A 19393-nucleotide genomic window follows, 5' to 3' on the forward strand; every position below is an offset into this window, starting at 1 on the left:
AGCGATGTGTTGGCGAAGTGTAGTGACGCTTTTGACCTTACTTAACGCAGATGCGGTCGATCACAGTTCCTGATTTTCATTCCCATCTTCTATTGAATTCACACGACCCGCGCAGGCCATATGGCCAAACCCGGCAAACCCGGGCGTGCTGCATCAACGCTGTTCACATCATTCAAGGAGCGACGCAATGTTGTCCAGATCGATTGGCAAAGCGGCAGGTGGCCTCGTGTTGGGTTTGTCGGTGGCGGCTGCCGCGCATGCGGCACCGTTGTTCGAACCGGTAACGGTCATCAGCCGGGCATCGGCCAACAGTGAGCCTGCCCTGGGCAAGCTGCTGGCCACCCCGTCCACGGCGACGGTGCAGGAAGTACGTGTCGACGCGACGGCTACGGCGCAGCCGCAGCTCGAATTCGAACTGCTCGGCAAGCAGGTGCAGGCGGTACGCAGCAAGGTCGAGGCACTGCCCGATGGTGGCAGCATCTGGTACGGCCAGTTCCGCTCACCTTCGGACAAGCTGACCGCCGCCACGTCCAATGGCCAGGACGATCCGGGCAATTCGCTGATCCTGGTGCGTTCGGGCAACACCCTCACCGGTTCAATCCGCAAGGACGGCAAGCTCTATCGCCTGCGTCCACTGGGTAACCGCCACGTGCTGGTCGAGGTCGATGAATCGCGGATGCCGGCCGATCATCCGGCCGACTACAACCAGCTGCCGAAGATCCCGATGGCCGACAACGACCACATCGGCATCGCGCAGGCCTCGTCGGGATCGCCGGCGACCATCCGCGTGCTGGTGGTGGCGACCAATGCGGCGGTCACTGCCTATGGCGGCAACATGCAGTCGCTGGTGCAGCTGGCGGTGGCCGAGTCCAACCAGGGCTACGTCAACAGCAACGTCGGCATCACCCTGCAGCTGGCCGGTTACGAGACCACCAACTACACCGAGTCCGGCAATTTCACCACCGACCTGACCCGTTTCCGCAACACCAGCGACGGCTACATGGACAGCATCCACACCAGCCGCAACAACACCGCGGCCGATGTCGGTGTCCTGCTGATCAACAACACGAGCTACTGCGGGTTGGCCTCGGGCATCGGCTCGACGGCATCGACGGCCTTCGCGGCGGTGTACTGGGACTGCGCGACCGGCTACTACTCCTTCGCGCATGAGATCGGCCATCTGCAGAGTGCGCGGCACGATATCGCCAGTGATCCCAGCACGTCGCCCTATGCCTATGGGCACGGCTATCGCTACGAGCCGTCCTCTGGTTCGCGCTGGCGCACGATCATGGCCTATGACTGCTCGGCCGGCTGCCCGCGCCTGAACTACTGGTCCAACCCGAACATCAGCTACAACGGCATCCCGATGGGCAATGCCAGTACCGCCGACAACCAGCGCGTACTGGTCAATACCAAGGCCACCATCGCGGCCTTCCGCTGAGTGCTGCGCCCGCGGCCGCCTTGCGCGGTCGCGGGTGTTGCCGCCGTGCTCAGGCGCGCGCGAGCGTATCCAGCGACCAGCCGCTGGCATCCACGCGCAGCACCGAACCCTGCTCGTACCAGTCACCCAGCACGATGCGGGTGCAGGCGCGACCACCGGCCTGCAGCGAGTGGATCGCCGGACGGTGGGTGTGGCCATGGATCATGGTGTCCACGCCATGGCGCACGAAGGTGGCATCGACTTCGGACGGAGCCACGTCGGTGACGGTCTCGAACTGCGCACGATCACCCTGCTTCATTTCCGACTGGCGGGCCTGGCTGGCTTCACGCGCCTTCTGCGCGAATGCGATGCGCGCGGCCAGCGGCTGTGACAGGAACTGTGCCTGGAACACCGGGTCACGGGTCTGTGCACGGAACTGCTGGTAAGGAATGTCATCAGTGCACAGCAGGTCACCGTGCTGCAGCAGTACGGGGCGACCGTACAGCTCGATCACGCACGGGTCGGGCAGGATGCGCAGGCCGGCGCGGCGCGCGTAGTCCTCGCCAAGCAGGAAGTCACGGTTGCCGCGGATGAAATACACCGGCACGCCGCTGTCGGAGAGCACCTTCAGCGCGTCGGCCACCGCATCGGCGGCGGGCGAGGGCGTGTCGTCGCCGATCCAGGCTTCGAACAGGTCGCCGAGGATGTACAGCGCATCGGCGCCGGGCGCCTGTTCGCGCAGGAAGCGCAGGAACAGGTCGGTGATCTCCGGACGGCTGGGGTCCAGGTGCAGGTCGGAAATGAACAGCGTGGTCATGCGGTCATTCTAGGGCATCAACGATGTCGGTAGCGCCGCCGGCATCTGACCCCAGGGGCTACACCGGCAACGGCAACCAGGCCAGGCTGGCCGAGGCCAGTCCGATGGCGATGCCGGTGGCGGCAAGCACATCGGACGGATAGTGCAGGCCCAGCACCACCCGCGACAGCGCCACGCCGACGGTGAACGGCACCAGCAGGGGCGCCAGCCACGGGTAGTAGGCCAGCGCCACGATGGTGAACGACACCGCGTGCAGTGTATGCCCGGAGGGGAAGCTGAACTCGTCCAGCGGTGCCACCCAGGCGCGGATGCGCAGGTCGGCAGCATACGGGCGCGGGCGCCGGGTCCAGCGCTTGAGGCCCTTGTACAGCAACAACGCGGCCAGGCCGGTGGCGGCCATGTGCACGGACGCGCGCAGGCCGTCGAAGCCATCAAGCAGCACCAGGGCGCCCATCAGCACATACCAGAACACGCCATCACCGAGCCGGCTGATGACCGCGAACAGGCGGCGCACGCGGCGGCGGCGGCAGTAGTGGTTGGCCCGCCGGCACAGGCGTGCTTCGCGGTCGGCCAGCAGTTCAAGCCGCGTTGTGCGCATGGCCGGTCCTCCGCGACTGGGCCAGTTCGGCCAGCAGGGCGTCGAATTCCGCCACCACCTGCTGCGGATGCAGGCGCTTCATCGCGCGTGCGGCGTTGCCGCCCAGCACGTGGCGCTGCGCGTCATCGGCGGCCAGCTGCACGGCTGCTTCGATGAACTGCTCATCGTTGTCCACTGCGGCGCCATTCTCGCCATTGCGCAGGTACTCGCGCGCAGCGCCGTAGTCGAAGGCCACCGTTGCCACGCCGCTGGCCATGCTTTCAAGGGTCACGTTGCCGAAGGTCTCGCTGCGGCTGGGGAACAGGAACAGATCGCCGCTGGCGAAATGACGCGCGAGGGCTTCGCCGCGCTGGATGCCACAGAAGATGAAGTCGGGATTTTCATGCGCCAGCTTTTCGCGGGCCGGGCCATCACCCACCCACACAAAGCGCGCCTTGGGACGGATCTGCTGCAGCCGGCGGAAGGCCTTCACCGCCAGCCCGAGGTTCTTCTCTGCGGCGATGCGGCCGACGTAGATCGCCACCAGGCCGTTGCCGTCCACACCCCACTCTTCGCGCAGGGCAGGGTCTCGACGGTTCGGATCGAACTGCTGGCTGTCGACCGCGCGTGCCAGCAGGCGCACGCGTTCGAAGCCCTGCTCGCCGAGGAACTGCTGCAGTTCGCGGGTGGGTACCAGGGTTGCATCGGCCTGGTTGTGGAAGCGGCGCATCCAGCGCATCGCGGCGGCCTGCAGCCAGGCCACGCCGTAGTCGGGCAGGTACTCGTCGAAGCGGGTGTGGAAGCCACTGGCCACCGGGATGCCGAGGCGCCGTGCGGTGCGCACCGCCGACCAGCCCAGCGGGCCTTCGGTGGCGACATAGACGGCATCCGGGCGCTGCTGCTGCCAGTGGCGACCGAGCCGGATCGGTGCCGGCATGCCGAAGCGCAGGCCGGGGTAGCGCGGCAGGGCGGCACCAGGAACCAACAGGGTGCCCGGTGCGGAGTCCAGCGCTTCGTTGGCCTGGCGGGGCCGGATCAGGTCGATTTCATGGCCGGAGTTGCGCAGTCCCTGCTCCAGCCCCTGTACGGTGAGGGCAACGCCGTTCACTTCCGGCGGATAGGTCTCGGTGACGATGGCATAGCGCATGGCGGGCCTCCGGGTTTCCGGCATGCTCGGGCCTGGCGATGTAGCCGATGTGACCGCTTTGCGACCGGCAGATGACGCGGTCGGAAGCCTACGCCACCACGGCCCCGAAGGGCCGTGGTGGGCACCGTGCGTGGTGCGTGGATCAGAAGCGCTGCTGGTATTTCATGTAGATGAAACGGCCGATGTCGAAGCCACCGTAGTAGGAGAAGTTGGAACTCGGCTGGCTGTACATGGCCGGACCCTGGCGGCCGAACACGTTGTTGGCGCCGATCGAAACGGTGGCGTCCCACGGCAGGCTGTAGCGCGCCTGCACGTCATGGAAGGTGACCGATCCACGACGGTTGTAGTCACGCGTACCGCTGAACCACGGCGCACGCTGGCCAGGATGGGAACATTCGTTCGGATAGTCCTCGGCACCCAGGCAGCGTTCCTTGACCGCTGAGAAGTAACGCAGGCCCCAGGTCAGGCCGAGATTGCCACGCTCCCAGCCCAGCGATGCGTTGGAGCGCACGCGGAAGCCGATGCCGCCGTTGGTGGCGATGCCATTGCTGGGGATGGCCGGTACGCCGGCTTCGTTGGTGGTCTTCTCTTCGGCGTTGACCACGTAGGTGGTCTTCCAGTCGGCACTCAGCTTGCCCCAGCTGGTTTCGACCTTGTGGCCGATCTCCAGGTCATAGCCTTCTGCCTGGCGGAAGCCACTGTTGCGGTTGCCGAAGTTGAGTTTGTTGACGATGCCCAGCTCCGGATCGCGGGTGAAGCTGCTGCAGCGCTCGGCAATACCCAGCTCGTAGCAGTCGCGGAGGATGTCATTGGGATGGTCGGAAACGATGGTGTTGTCGATGCGGATCTTCCACCAGTCCAGTGCGATGTGAAGTCCTTCGGCGAACGTCGGGCTCCAGACCAGGCCCAGGGTGCGGCTGGTCGAGGTTTCCGGCTGCAGGTCCGGGTTGGAGCCGTTGGTGAAGGGCACGGGCGTCTGTCCACTGCTGCCGGTGATGGGTTCATTGCCCTGGCCGAGCTGGCGGTAGGCGTCGGCATTGGCGATGTCGGCGGCGCAGCGGGCGCGAACCTCGGCACTGCTTGCGGCTGCGCCATGGACCGTATCGCAGGGATCACGGAAGCCGGTGGTGAACGTCTCCGAGGCGCCGCCGTACAGGTTGGCGATGGTCGGCGCACGGAAGCCCTGGGCCCAGGTACCGCGGACCAGCAGCTGATCGATCGGCTTCCAGGTGAAGCCGAACTTGCTGTTGAGGGTTCCGCCGAAGGTGGAGTAGTCCGAGTACCGCGTCGCCGCGCTGAAGGTCAGTTCGCGGGCACCGGCGAGGTCGCGCAGCACCGGCACGCTCAGTTCCAGGTAGGCCTCGTCGACGCGGTAGCCGCCACCGGTGGGCCCTGCCGCCAGGTTGGTGGTGGCACCGGCCTGCGCCAGCGCATCAGGGATGAAGCGGCCGTCCTCGCGGCGGCTCTCGGCACCCACGGCGAAGCCCAGCTCACCGGCGGGCAGGCTGGCAAGGCTGCCGCTGAGGTTGGCGAACAGGTTGCGGGTGGTGGTGCGGCCGCGGGTGAGTTCTTCCGGGAACAGCCAGTCCTGCAGTTCCGGGTTGCCGGTCAGGCCATAGGGGTCGTCCTGGCCATACGGAACCAGCGGGTTCCAGGGTTTGCAGCCCGCGATAGGCGCATCCGGCGTTCCGCATTCGACCTTGCCGGTTGCCGGGTCGTAGAACGAAGGACCGGTGGCATCGGCCACGCGCTGCTTGTGCAGGTTGCCGGTGGTGCGTTGGGTCAGCTCACTGCGGTTGTACTGGTAACCCGCTTCCCAGTCGAAGTCGCGACCGCCGAATTCGAAGCTGCCCTCGAATGCCGCCACGCCCTGCCAGGTGGTCAGTTCGCTGGTGCTGACGCGCGGAATTTCCCAGGCACGACGGTTCCAGTGCACATCGCTGGGCGTGTCATAGCCGTGATGGTTGCCGAACGGATTGAACCAGCTGTCGGCCGACATCGGGGTGATTTCGGCTGGGCCGGACTGGAAGGGGTAGCCGGCGACCTGCCGGGTGGTGGTGCGCCGGTTCCAGGCCAGCTGGGTGTTGAAACGGATCTGGTCGTTCAGATCCGCGCGTGCGTCGACGAAGATCGAATCGCGCTTGATCGGCGTCTGCAGATGCATCTGCTCGTTGCTGTTGCTGACATCGCCGGTGAACGGTGTGTTGTCGCTGAGGTGGAAGCTGTCCGGCCCACCTGGCTGGCTGCCACGGTCGAGCGAGTAGCTGCAGCCCCGGCTGTTGTTGCAACCGGGGCCCTTGAAGCCGGTGATGCGACCCCACTGGCCGACCGTGGTCCAGCCCTCATCCGCATGGCGATCCGTATAGGTGTAGGCACTGAAGCCACGATCCTTCGCCCAGACGCCCTTTTCTTCGACATGCTCGGCAGCAATGCTGATGGAAGCACGGTCATTGGACCAGCCGGCAACCACGTCGTACTGGGTACGGGCACCGTCGCCTTCGCTGAACTGACCATGGTAAACGTTGGCGGTTACGCCCTGGACGTTGCGCCGGGTGATGATGTTCACCACGCCGGCCATCGCGTCGGACCCGTAGATGGCCGAGGCACCGTCCTTGAGCACTTCCATGCGTTCCACCGCAGCGGCAGGAATGCTGGAGATATCCTGGAAGCCAGACGTGGTCATGCCCAGCCGCTTGCCATTGACCAGCACCAGGGTGCGCTGCGCACCGAGGCCACGCATGTTCACGTAGCTGCCGCCGGCGGCTTCGCCGGCGCTCAATGGGCTGGCGCGGCTCAATGCCGGACTGCCGGTCGCGGTCAGGTTCTGCAGGATGTCGGCAACGGAGTTGAAGCCCTGTCGCTCGATGTCGGCGCGGCTGACGGTCAGCACCGGCTGCGCGGTTTCCAGGTCGACCTGGCGGATGCGTGAGCCGGTGATTTCGATGCGGTCCAGCGTGGTGGCTTCCGGTGCCTGCTGGGCGAGTGCGGGAGCGGCCAGGGTTGTGGTCGCCGTGATCGCAAGTGCGCGACGGATCGCCAGCCCCAGTGCGGGAATACGGATGGTCATGGGTCTCTCTCTCTCAGTCTTCGAAGTCTTCGGTGCGCGGCCAAGCGGGCTGCGCCAACGCCACCGCGGGCGGTGGTTGTTCGAACCTAGTGAAGGAGGAGAGGGAGAGGTATGGGGAAAGGACGAAATCGCCATGGAACGGCATGACGCTTCCGCACAAACCGGAAGTGAATCAATCGATTGATGTGATCGACGTGGGAGCGATGGACGAAGCCCCCTCGCCGCGACTCTGGATCGAATGCGTCATGGCAATTGCAGGCAGCGACAACCTGCGTGGAAACAGAAAAAACCACGGCCCCGAAGGGCCGTGGTCGTGGAGCTTCAACAGCGCGGATGGATCAGAAGCGCTGGGTGTACTTCATGTAGATGAAACGACCAATGTCGTAACCGCCGTAGTACGAGAAGACCGAGCGCGGCTTGGTGTACATGACCGGGCCCTGCTTGTCGAACACGTTGTTGGCGCCCACCGAAACGGTGGCATCCCACGGCAGGTTGTAGCGGAACTGCAGATCGTGGAAGGTCACTGCGCCACGCTCGTTGTAGTTGCGCGCACCCTTGTACCACGGCGCGATCACGCCCGGATCGGAGCACTCATCGGCGTACTTGGTCGGGTTGACGCACTGTTCCTTGACGCTGGAGTAGTAGCGCGCGGTCCAGCTCACGCCGAAGTTCTCCAGGTCCCAACCGACGGTCAGGTTCGAACGCACGCGGAAGCCGATGCCCGAGTTGGTGACGATGCCGTTGCTGACGGTCGGCACGATCGAGCTGTCGTTGGACGAGCGGGAGATGTCCTTGGCCACGTAGGTGGTCGACCAGGAGGTGCTCAGCTTGCCGTAGTCGGTCTCCAGGCGGTACGACAGGTCCATGTCGTAGCCTTCGACTTCGGCGAAGCCGGCATTGCGGCCACCGAACCTCAGGCCGGTGACGATGCCGTTGGACGGATTGCGGGTGAAGCGCGCGCAACGATCGGCCAGGCCCTGCTCGTAGCAGTCGATCAGGATCTGGTTCGGGCTGTCGTCGACGATGGTGTCGTCGATGCGGATCTTCCACCAGTCCAGCGAGACATTGAGGTTGCTGACGAACGTCGGGCTCCAGACCACGCCCAGGGTGCGGCTGGTCGAGGTTTCCGGCTTCAGGTTCGGGTTCGAGCCACCGATGAACGGCGTCGGCGTAGCGGCGACCGAACCTTCGGTCGGCTTGTTGCTGCTGTCCAGCTGGCGGAAGTTGGCGACATCGGCGATGTCCTTCGCGCAGCGTGCGCGGACTTCGGCGCTGCTCTTGGCCGAACCGTACTTGCTGTCGCACGGGTCAGAGAAGTTGGCGAAGGTCTCCGAACCACCACCGTACAGGTCGGAGATGGTCGGGGCACGGAAGCCCTGTGCCCAGGTACCACGCACCAGCAGCTGGTCGATCGGCTTCCACTTGAAGCCGAACTTGCTGTTGAGGGTGTTGCCGAAGGTGTTGTAGTCCGAGAAGCGGGTCGCGGCGTTGAGGCTCAGCTCACGGGCACCCGGCAGGTCGGCCAGCACCGGCACGTTCAACTCCAGGTAGGCTTCCTTCACCTTGTACGAGCCACCGGTCGGGCCAGCGGCCAGGTTGGTGGTGGCACCGGTCTGGGCCAGTGCATCCGGCACGAACTTGCCGGTTTCCTCGCGGTTTTCCACGCCGAAGGCAAAGCCCAGGTCACCGGCAGGCAGGGTGAACAGGCTGCCGCTGATGGTGGCGAAGGCGTTCTTGGAGGTGGTGCGGCCAGTCGCGTTCTCGGCCGGGAACAGCCAGTCCTGCAGGGCCTGGTTGTTGGTCATGCCGTACGGGCTGTCCACACCGTAGGGAACCAGCGGATTCCACGGCAGGCAGCCGGCGATCGGCGCGCCGGGCTTGCCGCACTCGACCTTGCCGGTGGTGGCGTTGTAGTACGACGGACCGGTAGCGGCCTGCACGCGGCCCTTGTGCAGGTTGCCGGTGGTGTGCTGGCGCAGCTCGTTCTTGTTGTACTGGTAGCCCACTTCCCAGTCGAAGTAGCGCTCGCCGATCTCGAACGAGCCGTCGAACGCGGCCACGGCGCGGTAGGTCTTCAGTTCGCTGGTGCTGGTGCGCGGCAGCTCCCACAGGCGACGGTTCCACTTCACTGCGGTCGGCGTGGCATAGCCATGCTGGTTGCCGAACGGGTTGAAGTAGCTGTCGATCGACATCGGGTCGATCTTGGCGACGTCGACATCGAACGGATAGCCGGCGGTGACGCGGGTCGAGGAGCGCTTGTTGTAGCCCAGTTCGGCCTTGAAGCGCACGTTGTCGGTGATGTTGGCCTGGCCCGAGAAGTACAGCGAATCACGCTTGATCGGATAGCTCAGGTGCATCTGATCATTGGTGTTGCTGACGTCACCGGTGAACGCGGTCGGATCGGTGAAGTGGTAGTTGGCCGGGTTGGTCGGGTCGCTGCCGCGGTTGAGTGCGTAGTTGCAGCCTTCCTTCGCATTGGTGCAGCCCGGGCCGCCCTTCACGCCATAGAACTGGCCCCACTGGCTGTTGGTGGTCCAGCCATCGGTCGGGTGGCGATCGGTGTTGCTGTAGCGGCTGAAGCCGCGGTCACGCGCCCACACGGCCTTTTCTTCGGAGTGTTCGGCAGCGAACGTGGCCGAGAAGCGATCGTTGGACCAGCCGGCAACCACGTCGAAGCGGTCACGCGCGCCGTCGCCTTCGCCGTACTGGCCGTGGTAGACGTTGGCGGTGATGCCGCTGACGTTGGTGCGGGTGATGATGTTGATCACGCCGGCCATCGCGTCGGAGCCGTAGATGGCCGAGGCGCCGTCCTTCAGCACTTCGATGCGTTCCACTGCCGACACCGGCAGGGTCGACACGTCCTGGAAGCCGGAGGTGCTGATGCCCAGGCGCTTGCCGTTGACCAGCACCAGCGTGCGCTGGGTGCCGAGGTTGCGCATGTTGACGTAGGTACCACCGGCATCTTCACCGGCCGACAGCACGTTGGCGCGGCTGATGGTCGGGCTGCCCATCGCGGTGACGTTCTGCAGGATGTCCGACACCGAGCTGAAACCCTGGCGTTCGATGTCCAGGCGGGACAGGGCCAGCACCGGCTGGGCGGTTTCAACGTCAACCTGGCGGATGCGCGAACCGGTGATCTCGATGCGGTCCAGGGTGGTCGGTGCAGTGCTGCTGCTCTGGGCGAAGGCCGGCAGGGCAGCCAGCGTAGCGGTGGTCGCCAGGGCGTAACGGATGGCCTGGCCCAGCGCGGTGGTACGTGAAGTCATTAACGATCTCTCTCTCAGGTCGTGCGCGAGACGTCACTCCGGACGTCGATGAAGCCGGTCGTTAATCAGACCGACGACCGATAGTAGTCTCGTTGGTTAACATCCTGTAAAGAGAGCGTGTCGAAAGGTGTCGCTTCACTTCACGTGATTTCACGAAAAATGAACAAAAGCAGATGCTTATGCCATTTCGGCATAGCCAGCGTCGGGCTTCAACTGCTGCGATGCAGCAGGAATTGCGCGGAAAACGCGCAGAGGAGGCCTATGGCGACGCGTTGTGACGCGCCGCCCTGGCAGTAGGGATCAGGCCACGAACGGCCGGAACTGGATGCCCAGGCCAGCGAGGCCGTCGGTCTCACCGATCAGGTCGGCGCGCAGCAGCGGGCGGGCATCGATGAAGGTCTGCGGCACGATCAGTGACAGGCGGTTGTCGTCGGCGGTCAGTTCCAACGCCGGCAGCGGATCGTCCTCGTGGGCACGGTTGAGCAGTACCGCCAGGCGCAGCAGGGCAGCCAACCGGCGTGCGGTCGACAGCAGTCGCTCGGGCAGGGCGTCGAAGGCGGTCTTGGTCACACTGCGGCGATGGCTGCGTACCAGTGCGGCCAGCATCTGCTGCTCCTGGCGCGAGAAACCGGCGATGTCCGAGTGCTCCAGCACATAGCTGCCATGCACGTGATAGCCGCTGTGGGCGATCATCAGGCCCAGTTCGTGCAGGCGCGCGGCCCAGCCGAGCATGCGTGCGTCGTCGGCATCGAGCTTCCAGCGCTCCTGCACCTGCTCCAGCAGCGACAGCGCGGTGTCCTGCACGCGGTCGGCCTGTACCGTGTCGATGTCGTAGCGCTGGCTGAGCGCGGCCACCGATTCGTCACGCAGGTCGTTCTCACCGGCGCGGCCGACGATGTCGTACAGGATGCCTTCGCGCATCGCCGCCTTGCTGACCAGCAGTTTCTGCAGGCCCAGCGCCTGGAAGGCCGCTTCCAGCACCAGGATGCCGCCGGCGATGATCGGGCGGCGGTCGCTGGACAGGCCCGGCAGCTGGATGTCGTCGATCTTCTTGGCCTTCAGCAGTTCGTCGCGCAGCTGGGGCAGGGCCTCGGCGGTGATCGCGCCCTTGCTCAGCTTCATCGTCGCGCAGATCTCGCTGATTGCCTTGTGCGTGCCCGACGAGCCCAGTGCTTCCTGCCAGCCCAGCGCGCGGTACTTGCTGGCGAAGGGCTGGAACTCGCGGCCGATCTCCGCCAGCGCGTCCTTCCAGCGCTTCTTGCTCAGCTTGCCGCCGGGGAAGAAGCGCCGGGTGCTGGCAATGCAGCCGGCCTGCAGGCTCTCGCGCTCCAGGGTCTGCATGCCCATGCCGATGATGAATTCGGTGGAGCCACCGCCAATGTCGATCACCAGCCGGCGCTGGCCGGGCTTGGGCGGTTGCGCATGGGCCACGCCCAGGTAGATCAGGCGCGCTTCTTCGCGTCCGCTGACCACTTCGATGGCGTGCCCCAGCGCGGTTTCGGCAGGGACCAGGAACGACTGCGGCGAGCGCAGCTGGCGTACGGTGTTGGTGGCCAATGCGCGTACCCGGTGCGGCGGCACGTTGCGGATGCGCTGGCCGAAACGGGCCAGGCATTCCAGCGCACGCTGCCGTGCAGCGGCAGAGAGGCCACCTTTGCCATCCAGGCCGTCGGCCATGCGCACCGTCTCGCGGAGGCGGTCGATCACCCGCAGCTGGCCGAGCGTGTAGCGCGCGATGACCATGTGGAAACTATTGGAGCCAAGGTCGATGGCGGCCAGCAGGTCGCCATCCTGCAATGCGGGCGGAGTCGTGGTGGTGTGCGGCATGGACGAATGTTAGCCGAAGGGGCGGTGTGCTCGTCACCGCGTGGCCTTCACATTTTGGAAGAGGGGAGTGCGGCAGGGCTGCGCCCTGCACCTGCCGAATCAACGGCAACGGCTAAAGCAAAAGCAAAAGCGGGCTATCCGTGGGATGGCGGGCTGGGTCCGATGGCAGGGGACGCCGTGAACCCGTCCATGGGGGCTTGGTCGCCGCATCCATGCGGCTCACACCCCTGCCACCGGACCCACCCCGCCTTCGACAGTTCGCTGCGATCTGATGGTGGGTGCCGACCGTTGGTCGGCACTGATCCTATCCCGCCCAAAATCGGTGCCTACTGCTCTTGGTAGGTGTCGACCTTGGTCGACACACCGGGTTACAGCCCCTGCATCAATGCCATCTGCGCAGAATGCGGGGCTTCGTCGTGGGCCGGTGCACGCTTGTGGTAGATGCCGTCGGCATCCAGTTCCCAGGCGTTGAGGTTGTCGTCAAGGTAGTTCTGCAGCACTTCGCGGTACACCCGCTTGGCCAGCTCCGGGTCGAGGATCGGGAAGCAGGTCTCGACCCGGCGCAGCAGGTTGCGTTCCAGCCAGTCGGCACTGGCGCAGTACATCTCCGGTGCGCCGTCGTTGCCGAACCAGTAGACGCGGCTGTGCTCCAGGAAGCGGCCGACGATCGAGCGCACGCGGATGTTGTCCGAGATGCCCGGCACGCCCGGGCGCAGAGTGCAGGCGCCGCGGATGATCAGGTCGATCTGCACGCCGGCCTGCGAGGCGGCGTACAGCGCGCGTACCACCTGCGGTTCGTTCAACGCGTTCATCTTGGCGATGATCCGCGCCGGGCGGCCGGCGGCGGCGATGCGCGTTTCGCGCTCGATGCGGCCGAGGATGCCGGTGTGCAGGGTAAAGGGCGACTGCAGCAGGCGCTTGAGCTTCATCTTCGAGGCCAGCCCGGACAGCTGCTGGAACAGCAGGTGCACGTCGTTGCCGATGTCCGCATCGGCGGTGATCAGGCTGATGTCGGTGTATGCGCGGGCGGTACCGCTGTGGTAGTTGCCGGTGCCCAGGTGCACGTAGCGGCGCAGCTTGCGGCCCTCGCGGCGCACGATCAGCAGCATCTTGGCGTGGGTCTTGTAGCCGACCACGCCGTACACCACCTGCACGCCGGCTTCCTGCAGGCGATCGGCCAGGCCCAGGTTGGCCTCCTCGTCGAAGCGCGCGCGCAGCTCGACCACCACGGTCACGTCCTTGCCGTTGCGTGCAGCCTGGATCAGCGCGTCGACGATCAGCGAATCCTTGCCGGTGCGGTACAGGGTCTGCTTGATCGCCAGCACATTGGGGTCGGTCGCCGCCTGCCGGATCAGGTCCAGCACTGCGGTGAATGCATCGAACGGGTGGTGCAGCAGCAGGTCCTGGCGCGCGACCGTCTCGAAGATGCCGTCGCTGTCGCGCAGCGTGCGCGGGGTCATCGGCGGGTACTTCAGGTCCGGCTGCGCGATCAGGTCGTACAGCTGGATGATGCGGTTGAGGTTGACCGGGCCGTCGATGCGGTACACCGCGTTCTCGGTCAGGCCGAAGTTCTGCAGCAGGGTGCGCACGATGTCGCGTGGCATGTCCTGTGCGATTTCCAGCCGCACCGCCGGCCGGTAGCCGCGGTCGACCAGTTCGTCGCGCAATGCCAGCGCCAGGTTCTCCACTTCTTCCTCGTCCACCACCAGCTCGGAGTTGCGGGTAACGCGGAACTGGTAGGCCCCCTGGACTTCCATGCCCGGGAACAGCTCATCGACGAAGGTGGACAGCACCGACGACAGGAACACGAAGTTCTGCGATCCGCCGAGCTTCTCCGGCAGCTGGATGATGCGTGGCAGCGAGCGCGGCGCACGCACGATGGCCAGGTGGCCGGCACGGCCGAACGCGTCGGTGCCCTTCAGCACCACCACGATGTTCAGCGACTTGTTGAGGATCTTCGGGAACGGATGCACCGGGTCCAGGCCCAGCGGCGACAGCACCGGCATGATCTCGTTGCGGAAGTACGCGCGCAGCCAGCGCTTCTGGCGGTGGGTCCACGAATGCCGGCCGAGTACGCCAATGCCGGCCTCCATCAGTGCCGGGCGCAGCGTCTCGTTCCAGCAGCGGTACTGCTGGTCCACCAGTTCGGCGGCACGGTCGTGGATGGCGTTGAGGATGGCCTGCGGGCTCATTCCGTCCGGTGCCGGCGGCAGGCCGAACTCCTGCGCGTGGCGTACGGCCGCGGCGCGGATTTCGAAGAACTCGTCGAGGTTGGTACAGGAGATGCACATGAAGCGCAGGCGCTCCAGCAGCGGCACCTGCGGGTCCATCGCCTGGGCCAGCACGCGGAAGTTGAAATCCAGCTGCGACAGCTCGCGGTTGATGTAGAGCGCCGGGTCGCGCAACGGATCGTTGTCCGGGCTCACGGGGAGGGGGAGGGATCCGAGGCTGCTCATGGCGTCATTCTTCGATGGAAGTCAGGGGGGCGGACTCGCGCGGGCGCACGTGGTCGGCATCGAAATGGCAGGAAAACACCGAGCCCTTGCCAACCTCGCTTTCAATCTCCAGCCGCGCGTGGTGCAGGCCGAGGATGTGCTTGACGATGGACAGGCCCAGGCCGGTACCGCCGCTTTCGCGGGAACGGCTGCTGGAGACACGGTAGAAACGTTCGGTCAGCCGCGGCAGGTGGGTGGCCGGGATGCCGTAACCGGAATCGCGCACCGCCAGCACCGCGCCGTCGCCTTCGCGGCGGAATTCCACCGCGATGCGGCCACCGGCCGGGGTATAGCGCACCGCGTTGGTCACCAGGTTGGAGAAGGCGCTGTGCAGCTCCTTGGTGGAACCCTGCAGGTCGACGCCGGCCAGATCGTCGATGCTGATCTGGTGGCGGCCCTGGCTGTGCGCCTCGGCCTCGCGGCGCAGCGTGGCCAGCATCGGTTGCATGGCCACGGTTTCTTCCTCGCTGTGTTCCTGCGATTCGAGGCGCGACAGCGTCAGCAGGTCTTCCACCAGCTGGGCCATGCGCTGGCTCTGCTTGCGCATTTCTTCCAGCATCGGTCCGGTTCCCGGGAAATCCTCCGGGTCCATCATGTCCAGGTAGCCGTGGACCACGGTGAGCGGCGTGCGCAGTTCGTGTGAAACGTTGGCGACGAAGTCGCGGCGCACCTGTTCCAGGCGCAGCAGCTTGCTGACGTCGCGGGCGATCAGCAGCCAGTAGTCCGACGAATAGGGAATCAGGCGCAGGTTCAGGCGGATCGCCGGATCGACCGGCGAGGGCACATCCAGGATCGGCTCGGCATTACGTCCACCGGCCAGCCAGTGTGCCAGCGGCATCGGCTGCAGGCGTTCGACCAGGGCTTCGCCGAGGTCCCCCGGATGATGCAGGCCGAGCAGGGCGGTGGCCGCTTCGTTGAACCACTGCACACGCTGGCTGTTGCGGTCCAGTACCACCACGGCATCGGGCAACGCGGCGGCGGCGGCGCGGTAGCTGCGCAGCATGTCGAGCAGGCGGCGCTTGCGAACGCGCATTTCCACCTGGTTGCGGTACAGCAGGCGGTCCAGCTCGTTCCAGACGCCGGTGCCTTCCTCGGCGGTGTCCCAGCGCTGGCGCGCGGTCAGCCGGCGCAGCACGCTGCGCAGCCGCCAGTAATGCCAGGCCAGGGTGGCCAGCGCGCCCAGTGCGATGCACAACCACAGGTGACCCGTGAACCACCCCACCAGTCCGGAGAACAGCAGTACCGCGGCAACGGTGGCCAGGGTCTTCAACCAGGCAGAGCGGATGTGGCGGGGCATTGCGATCTCGTCGTTGAGGTGCGGCGGTTCACTGGGGTGAACCGAGGGTTATAGCAGAGTTGCCGGTGCCGGCACCCGCGGGTGCGCGGCGCCGGCACGACGAGACTCAGGTGGCGGTGGAGAAGCGGTAGCCGGCGCCGCGCACGGTCTGCACCATGTTCTCGGCGTTGAACGGTTCCAGCGTCTTGCGCAGGCGGCGGATGTGCACGTCGATGGTGCGCTCCTCCACGTACACGCTGCCGCCCCACACATGGTCCAGCAGCTGGGCGCGGGTGTAGACGCGCTCGGGGTGGGTCATGAAGAAGTGCAGCAGGCGGTATTCGGTCGGGCCGATCGGCACCGGCTGGTCGTTGGCGAACACGCGATGGGCGGCGCCGTCGATGCGGATCGGGCCGACCGCCACGCTGCCGTCCTCGTCGTCCTCGCGGGCGCGGCGCATGACCGCACGGATGCGGGCCAGCAGTTCGCGCGCCGAGAACGGCTTGACCACGTAGTCGTCGACACCGGCTTCCAGGCCACCGACACGGTCGTTCTCTTCACCGCGGGCGGTCAGCATGATGATCGGTACTTCGCGGGTCAGCGTTTCCTTGCGCCAGCGGCGGGCCAGATCCAGGCCGCTGGTGCCGGGCAGCATCCAGTCCAGCAGGATCAGGTCGGGAACGCGGTCGGCGATCGCGGTCTGGGCCTCACGGGCATCGCCGGCGTGGACCGGTTCGTAATCGCCCTTGCGCAGGGCGAAGGCGACCATTTCACGGATCGCGGGCTCGTCATCGACGATCAGGATGCGTTTCTGCACGAGGACACCGTAGGGCTCGGTTACTGGAGTGGTGCCAGTAGACTACGGTTTGATGACATGTTTGTGACTACCTGGCCGGAACCGGCCGGGATTGCCATCGACCGGTCATGCAGCACTCAGCGGCGGTCGAGGTCCGGGTCCTGCACGCCCTGGCGGCGCAGCTCCAGCACGGTGGGGGTGATCGCCTCGATGCGTGCGTCCACCCGTGCCCGGCCCACGTAGTCCAGCGCCGGGTTGCGCTTGAGCGCCTGCAGCTGCATCAGCGACTGCTCCGGGCGGCCGCTGAGGAAGGCGGCCTCGGCATAGGCCTCGCTGGCGCGCACGCTGTCACCGGCCAGCTCGCTGGCGCGGGCGTATCGCTGCTGGAAGACCGGATCGTTACCACTTTGCGACAGCAGGGGCCGCAGCATGGCCTGCGCGCGCTGGCCCGCCTCTCGGGTGCCCTGTTCGTTCAGGATCTCGGCGTAGGTCAGGGCCACGGGCCGGCTGTTGGGGTGCTCGCGCAGCAGCTGCTCGAAACGGGTGTTGGCCTGCGCGCCCAGCCCGGCACGCGATTCGGCCTCGCCCAGGCCCAGTGCCAGCCACAGGTTGTCCGGGCGGGTCTGCAGCAGGCTGGCCAGGGTCTGCCGGGCCTGCGTGGCACCGCTGCGGCCGCCGCGCATGACAGCCAGCGCCTGGCCGTAGCGCTGGGCGTCGTTGAGGCCGTCCTTCTGCCGCTTGGCCATGTCCGCGTATTCGCGCTCCAGCTCGGCGGTGGAATCGGCGCTCAGCACCCGCAGGCGTTCCCGTGCCCACTCGAAGTCGCCGCTGGCGCCACGGGCCAGCTGGCCGACCGGAATGCGCAGCACGCTGCTGGGCAGCAAGGGGTTGTTTCCGCGCAGCAGCGGCTCGGCCAGCCCTGGATCGGCCGGATTCACCCGCTCCTTGCGTTCGCCGCTGGGGGTGCTGGTGGTCAGCAGCACCGTGTCCTTCTTCATCTGCTCGGCGCGGGCCTTGGCCTCGCTGATACGGGTGATGTTGACCGGGTGGGTGCGCAGGAACTCGGGCACGCTGTAGCCGCCCTCGTTGCCGCGCATCGCCGCCGACATGCGCTCGAAGAAGCCGGCCATCGCGTCCACGTCATAGCCGCTGCGCGACAGGGTGCGAATGCCGAGGCGGTCGGCCTCCGATTCGTTGGAGCGGGTGTAGTTGATCTGCCGCTGCTGCATCAGGCCCATGCCCGAGCTGATCGCGGCCATGGTCGCGTTGCCCGAGGAGGTACTGTTGCTGGCCTGGGCAGCCACCACTGCAGCCAGCATGCCCAGCAGGATCGGAATCTGGTCGCGCTGGGCGCGCTCGACCCCGCGCAGCACGTGCTGCTGGGTGACATGGGCGATTTCGTGGGACAGCACCGCAGCCACCTCATCCTCGCGTTCGGCGGTCAGCACCAGGCCGGCATTGACCCCGATGTAGCCGCCAAGGGTCGCGAAGGCGTTGATCTGGCGGTCCTTCATCACGAAGAAGGTGTAGGGCTGGCGCGGCTGGTCGCTGTTGGAGCCAAGCCGGGTGCCCATGGTCTGCAGCCAATCGTTCACCAGCGGGTCGTCCAGCAGGTAGCCGTAGTTGCGCAGCTCGCGCAGCATCATCGCGCCGTACTCGGCCTGGCGCGCCGGGGTCAGCAGCTCGCCGGCCGAGGAGCCGATGTCGGGCAGCTTCTCCTGGGCCTGGGCCAGCGGCATGGCCAGGGCCAGGGTGACGGCGGTAGTCAGCAGCAGGGCTCGCAAGCAGAAGGTCCTCGGGCAGGGCGCGCCAAGCGTGGCAGGGCAGGGGGCAACCATTCGTTAATCCACAGTGTTGCGGCGGTGGCGTGGAAATTCCAGCGCACCGGTACCATATGTAGACCGTCGATCCATCGTGGAGTTTCCCGTGACAGCCCAGACCGCCGGCGGTGCCCCCGCCATCACCATCTATTCCACCGCCGTCTGCCCGTACTGCGTGGCCGCCAAGAACTTCCTCAAGAGCAAGGGGCAGCAGTGGACCGAGGTCCGCATCGACCTGGACCCGGCCGAGCGCGAGAAGATGATGGCGCTGACCCGCCGCACCAGTGTGCCGCAGATCTTCGTCGGCGACGTCCATGTTGGCGGCTACGACGACATGATGGCCCTGCACCGTGAAGGCAAGCTTGAGCCGCTGCTGGCCGGGCAGGGCCAGGCATGAGCACGGCCGACGACGGCAGCAAGGACCGCATCGCCGAATTCACCGACTTCCGCAAGCGCATGAACGAGCGCATCCTGGGTGAACCCAACCAGGTGGTGCGCCGCTTCTTCGCGCTGGATACGCAGACCTACCAGGCCGGCGCGCTGGACGTGAAGACCAAGGAACTGCTGGGCCTGGTGGCCTCGATGGTGCTGCGCTGCGACGACTGCATCAGCTACCACGTGGCCCAGTGCAAGGACGCCGGGGTGACCCGTGAGGAGTTCTTCGAGACCTTCTCGGTCGGCCTGGTGGTCGGCGGCTCGATCGTGATCCCGCACCTGCGCCGCGCGGTCGACTTCCTCGACCAGCTTGAAGGCGGCGCGGCCGCCCCGGCAGCGCACGAGCACTGAGGTAGCGCCGGGCCATGCCCGGCGGATACCTGAACAAACGGCCGCTGGGCATGGCCCGGCGCTACCGGACGCGCGCAGGGGCCTTTACCGCTATCTCTC

13 protein-coding genes are annotated in these 19393 nt (G+C 66.2%); 3 read left to right on the top strand and 10 right to left on the bottom strand.

Annotation, left to right across the window (positions count from 1 at the left end; genetic code table 11):
* Nucleotides 1-187: 187 nt before the first annotated feature.
* Nucleotides 188-1441, top strand: a complete 1254-nt coding sequence (locus ACZK4H_RS04210; RefSeq protein ID WP_099551272.1) for a zinc-dependent metalloprotease — start codon at nt 188-190, stop codon at nt 1439-1441.
* Nucleotides 1442-1490: 49 nt separating this feature from the next.
* Here ACZK4H_RS04210 and lpxH read toward each other — a convergent pair whose 3' ends face one another.
* The 10 genes from lpxH to ACZK4H_RS04260 form a co-directional block, all read right to left on the bottom strand.
* Nucleotides 1491-2237 (bottom strand): UDP-2,3-diacylglucosamine diphosphatase, encoded by a 747-nt coding sequence (lpxH, locus tag ACZK4H_RS04215; RefSeq protein ID WP_099551271.1) that lies wholly within the window; start codon nt 2235-2237, stop codon nt 1491-1493.
* 58 nt (nt 2238-2295) lie between these two features.
* Nucleotides 2296-2835 carry a phosphatase PAP2 family protein gene (locus ACZK4H_RS04220; RefSeq protein ID WP_099551270.1) on the bottom strand — a complete coding sequence of 180 codons (540 nt, stop codon included), beginning with the start codon at nt 2833-2835 and terminating at the stop codon, nt 2296-2298.
* Nucleotides 2816-3961, bottom strand: coding sequence for a glycosyltransferase family 4 protein (locus ACZK4H_RS04225; RefSeq protein ID WP_099551269.1), 1146 nt, complete (start codon nt 3959-3961; stop codon nt 2816-2818). Before ACZK4H_RS04225 ends, ACZK4H_RS04220 begins: the two co-directional genes overlap by 20 nt.
* A 142-nt stretch (nt 3962-4103) precedes the next feature.
* The gene (locus tag ACZK4H_RS04230; RefSeq protein WP_099551268.1) at nt 4104-7028 is read right to left on the bottom strand and encodes a TonB-dependent receptor domain-containing protein; all 2925 of its coding nucleotides are present in this window, start codon (nt 7026-7028) and stop codon (nt 4104-4106) included.
* A gap of 338 nt (nt 7029-7366) precedes the next feature.
* Nucleotides 7367-10294, bottom strand: coding sequence for a TonB-dependent receptor domain-containing protein (locus ACZK4H_RS04235; protein ID WP_099551267.1), 2928 nt, complete (start codon nt 10292-10294; stop codon nt 7367-7369).
* 300 nt (nt 10295-10594) lie between these two features.
* Nucleotides 10595-12121 (bottom strand): exopolyphosphatase, encoded by a 1527-nt coding sequence (gene ppx, locus ACZK4H_RS04240; RefSeq protein ID WP_099551266.1) that lies wholly within the window; start codon nt 12119-12121, stop codon nt 10595-10597.
* Between the two features lie 368 nt (nt 12122-12489).
* The gene (ppk1, locus tag ACZK4H_RS04245) at nt 12490-14577 is read right to left on the bottom strand and encodes a polyphosphate kinase 1 (protein WP_099551265.1); all 2088 of its coding nucleotides are present in this window, start codon (nt 14575-14577) and stop codon (nt 12490-12492) included.
* 4 nt (nt 14578-14581) lie between these two features.
* A complete protein-coding gene (gene phoR, locus ACZK4H_RS04250) occupies nt 14582-15913 on the bottom strand; it encodes a phosphate regulon sensor histidine kinase PhoR (RefSeq protein ID WP_087921666.1) in 1332 nt (443 codons plus the stop codon).
* A gap of 106 nt (nt 15914-16019) precedes the next feature.
* Nucleotides 16020-16709, bottom strand: coding sequence for a phosphate regulon transcriptional regulator PhoB (gene phoB, locus ACZK4H_RS04255; protein WP_005408258.1), 690 nt, complete (start codon nt 16707-16709; stop codon nt 16020-16022).
* Nucleotides 16710-16825: 116 nt separating this feature from the next.
* Nucleotides 16826-18472: a M48 family metalloprotease gene (locus ACZK4H_RS04260; RefSeq protein WP_049431132.1), complete on the bottom strand. Its 1647-nt coding sequence runs from the start codon at nt 18470-18472 to the stop codon at nt 16826-16828.
* Nucleotides 18473-18614: 142 nt separating this feature from the next.
* Between ACZK4H_RS04260 and grxC the strand changes: the two genes are divergently transcribed.
* Complete coding sequence (gene grxC, locus ACZK4H_RS04265; RefSeq protein WP_004154541.1) at nt 18615-18905, top strand: glutaredoxin 3; 291 nt, start codon at nt 18615-18617, stop codon at nt 18903-18905.
* Entirely contained in the window at nt 18902-19294 is a 393-nt protein-coding gene (locus ACZK4H_RS04270; protein ID WP_099551264.1) for a carboxymuconolactone decarboxylase family protein, read from the top strand. Before grxC ends, ACZK4H_RS04270 begins: the two co-directional genes overlap by 4 nt.
* Nucleotides 19295-19393: the final 99 nt, after the last annotated feature.

This window comes from Stenotrophomonas sp. 78350_Sma, assembly GCF_056482105.1.

Coding starts and splice junctions, on each gene's coding strand:
- ppk1 (WP_099551265.1), bottom strand. CDS start 14,577: ATGAGCAGCCTCGGATCCCTCCCCCTCCCCGTGAGCCCGGACAACGAT.
- ACZK4H_RS04235 (WP_099551267.1), bottom strand. CDS start 10,294: ATGACTTCACGTACCACCGCGCTGGGCCAGGCCATCCGTTACGCCCTG.
- ACZK4H_RS04225 (WP_099551269.1), bottom strand. CDS start 3,961: ATGCGCTATGCCATCGTCACCGAGACCTATCCGCCGGAAGTGAACGGC.
- lpxH (WP_099551271.1), bottom strand. CDS start 2,237: ATGACCACGCTGTTCATTTCCGACCTGCACCTGGACCCCAGCCGTCCG.
- ACZK4H_RS04270 (WP_099551264.1), top strand. CDS start 18,902: ATGAGCACGGCCGACGACGGCAGCAAGGACCGCATCGCCGAATTCACC.
- ppx (WP_099551266.1), bottom strand. CDS start 12,121: ATGCCGCACACCACCACGACTCCGCCCGCATTGCAGGATGGCGACCTG.
- ACZK4H_RS04230 (WP_099551268.1), bottom strand. CDS start 7,028: ATGACCATCCGTATTCCCGCACTGGGGCTGGCGATCCGTCGCGCACTT.
- ACZK4H_RS04220 (WP_099551270.1), bottom strand. CDS start 2,835: ATGCGCACAACGCGGCTTGAACTGCTGGCCGACCGCGAAGCACGCCTG.
- phoR (WP_087921666.1), bottom strand. CDS start 15,913: ATGCCCCGCCACATCCGCTCTGCCTGGTTGAAGACCCTGGCCACCGTT.
- ACZK4H_RS04210 (WP_099551272.1), top strand. CDS start 188: ATGTTGTCCAGATCGATTGGCAAAGCGGCAGGTGGCCTCGTGTTGGGT.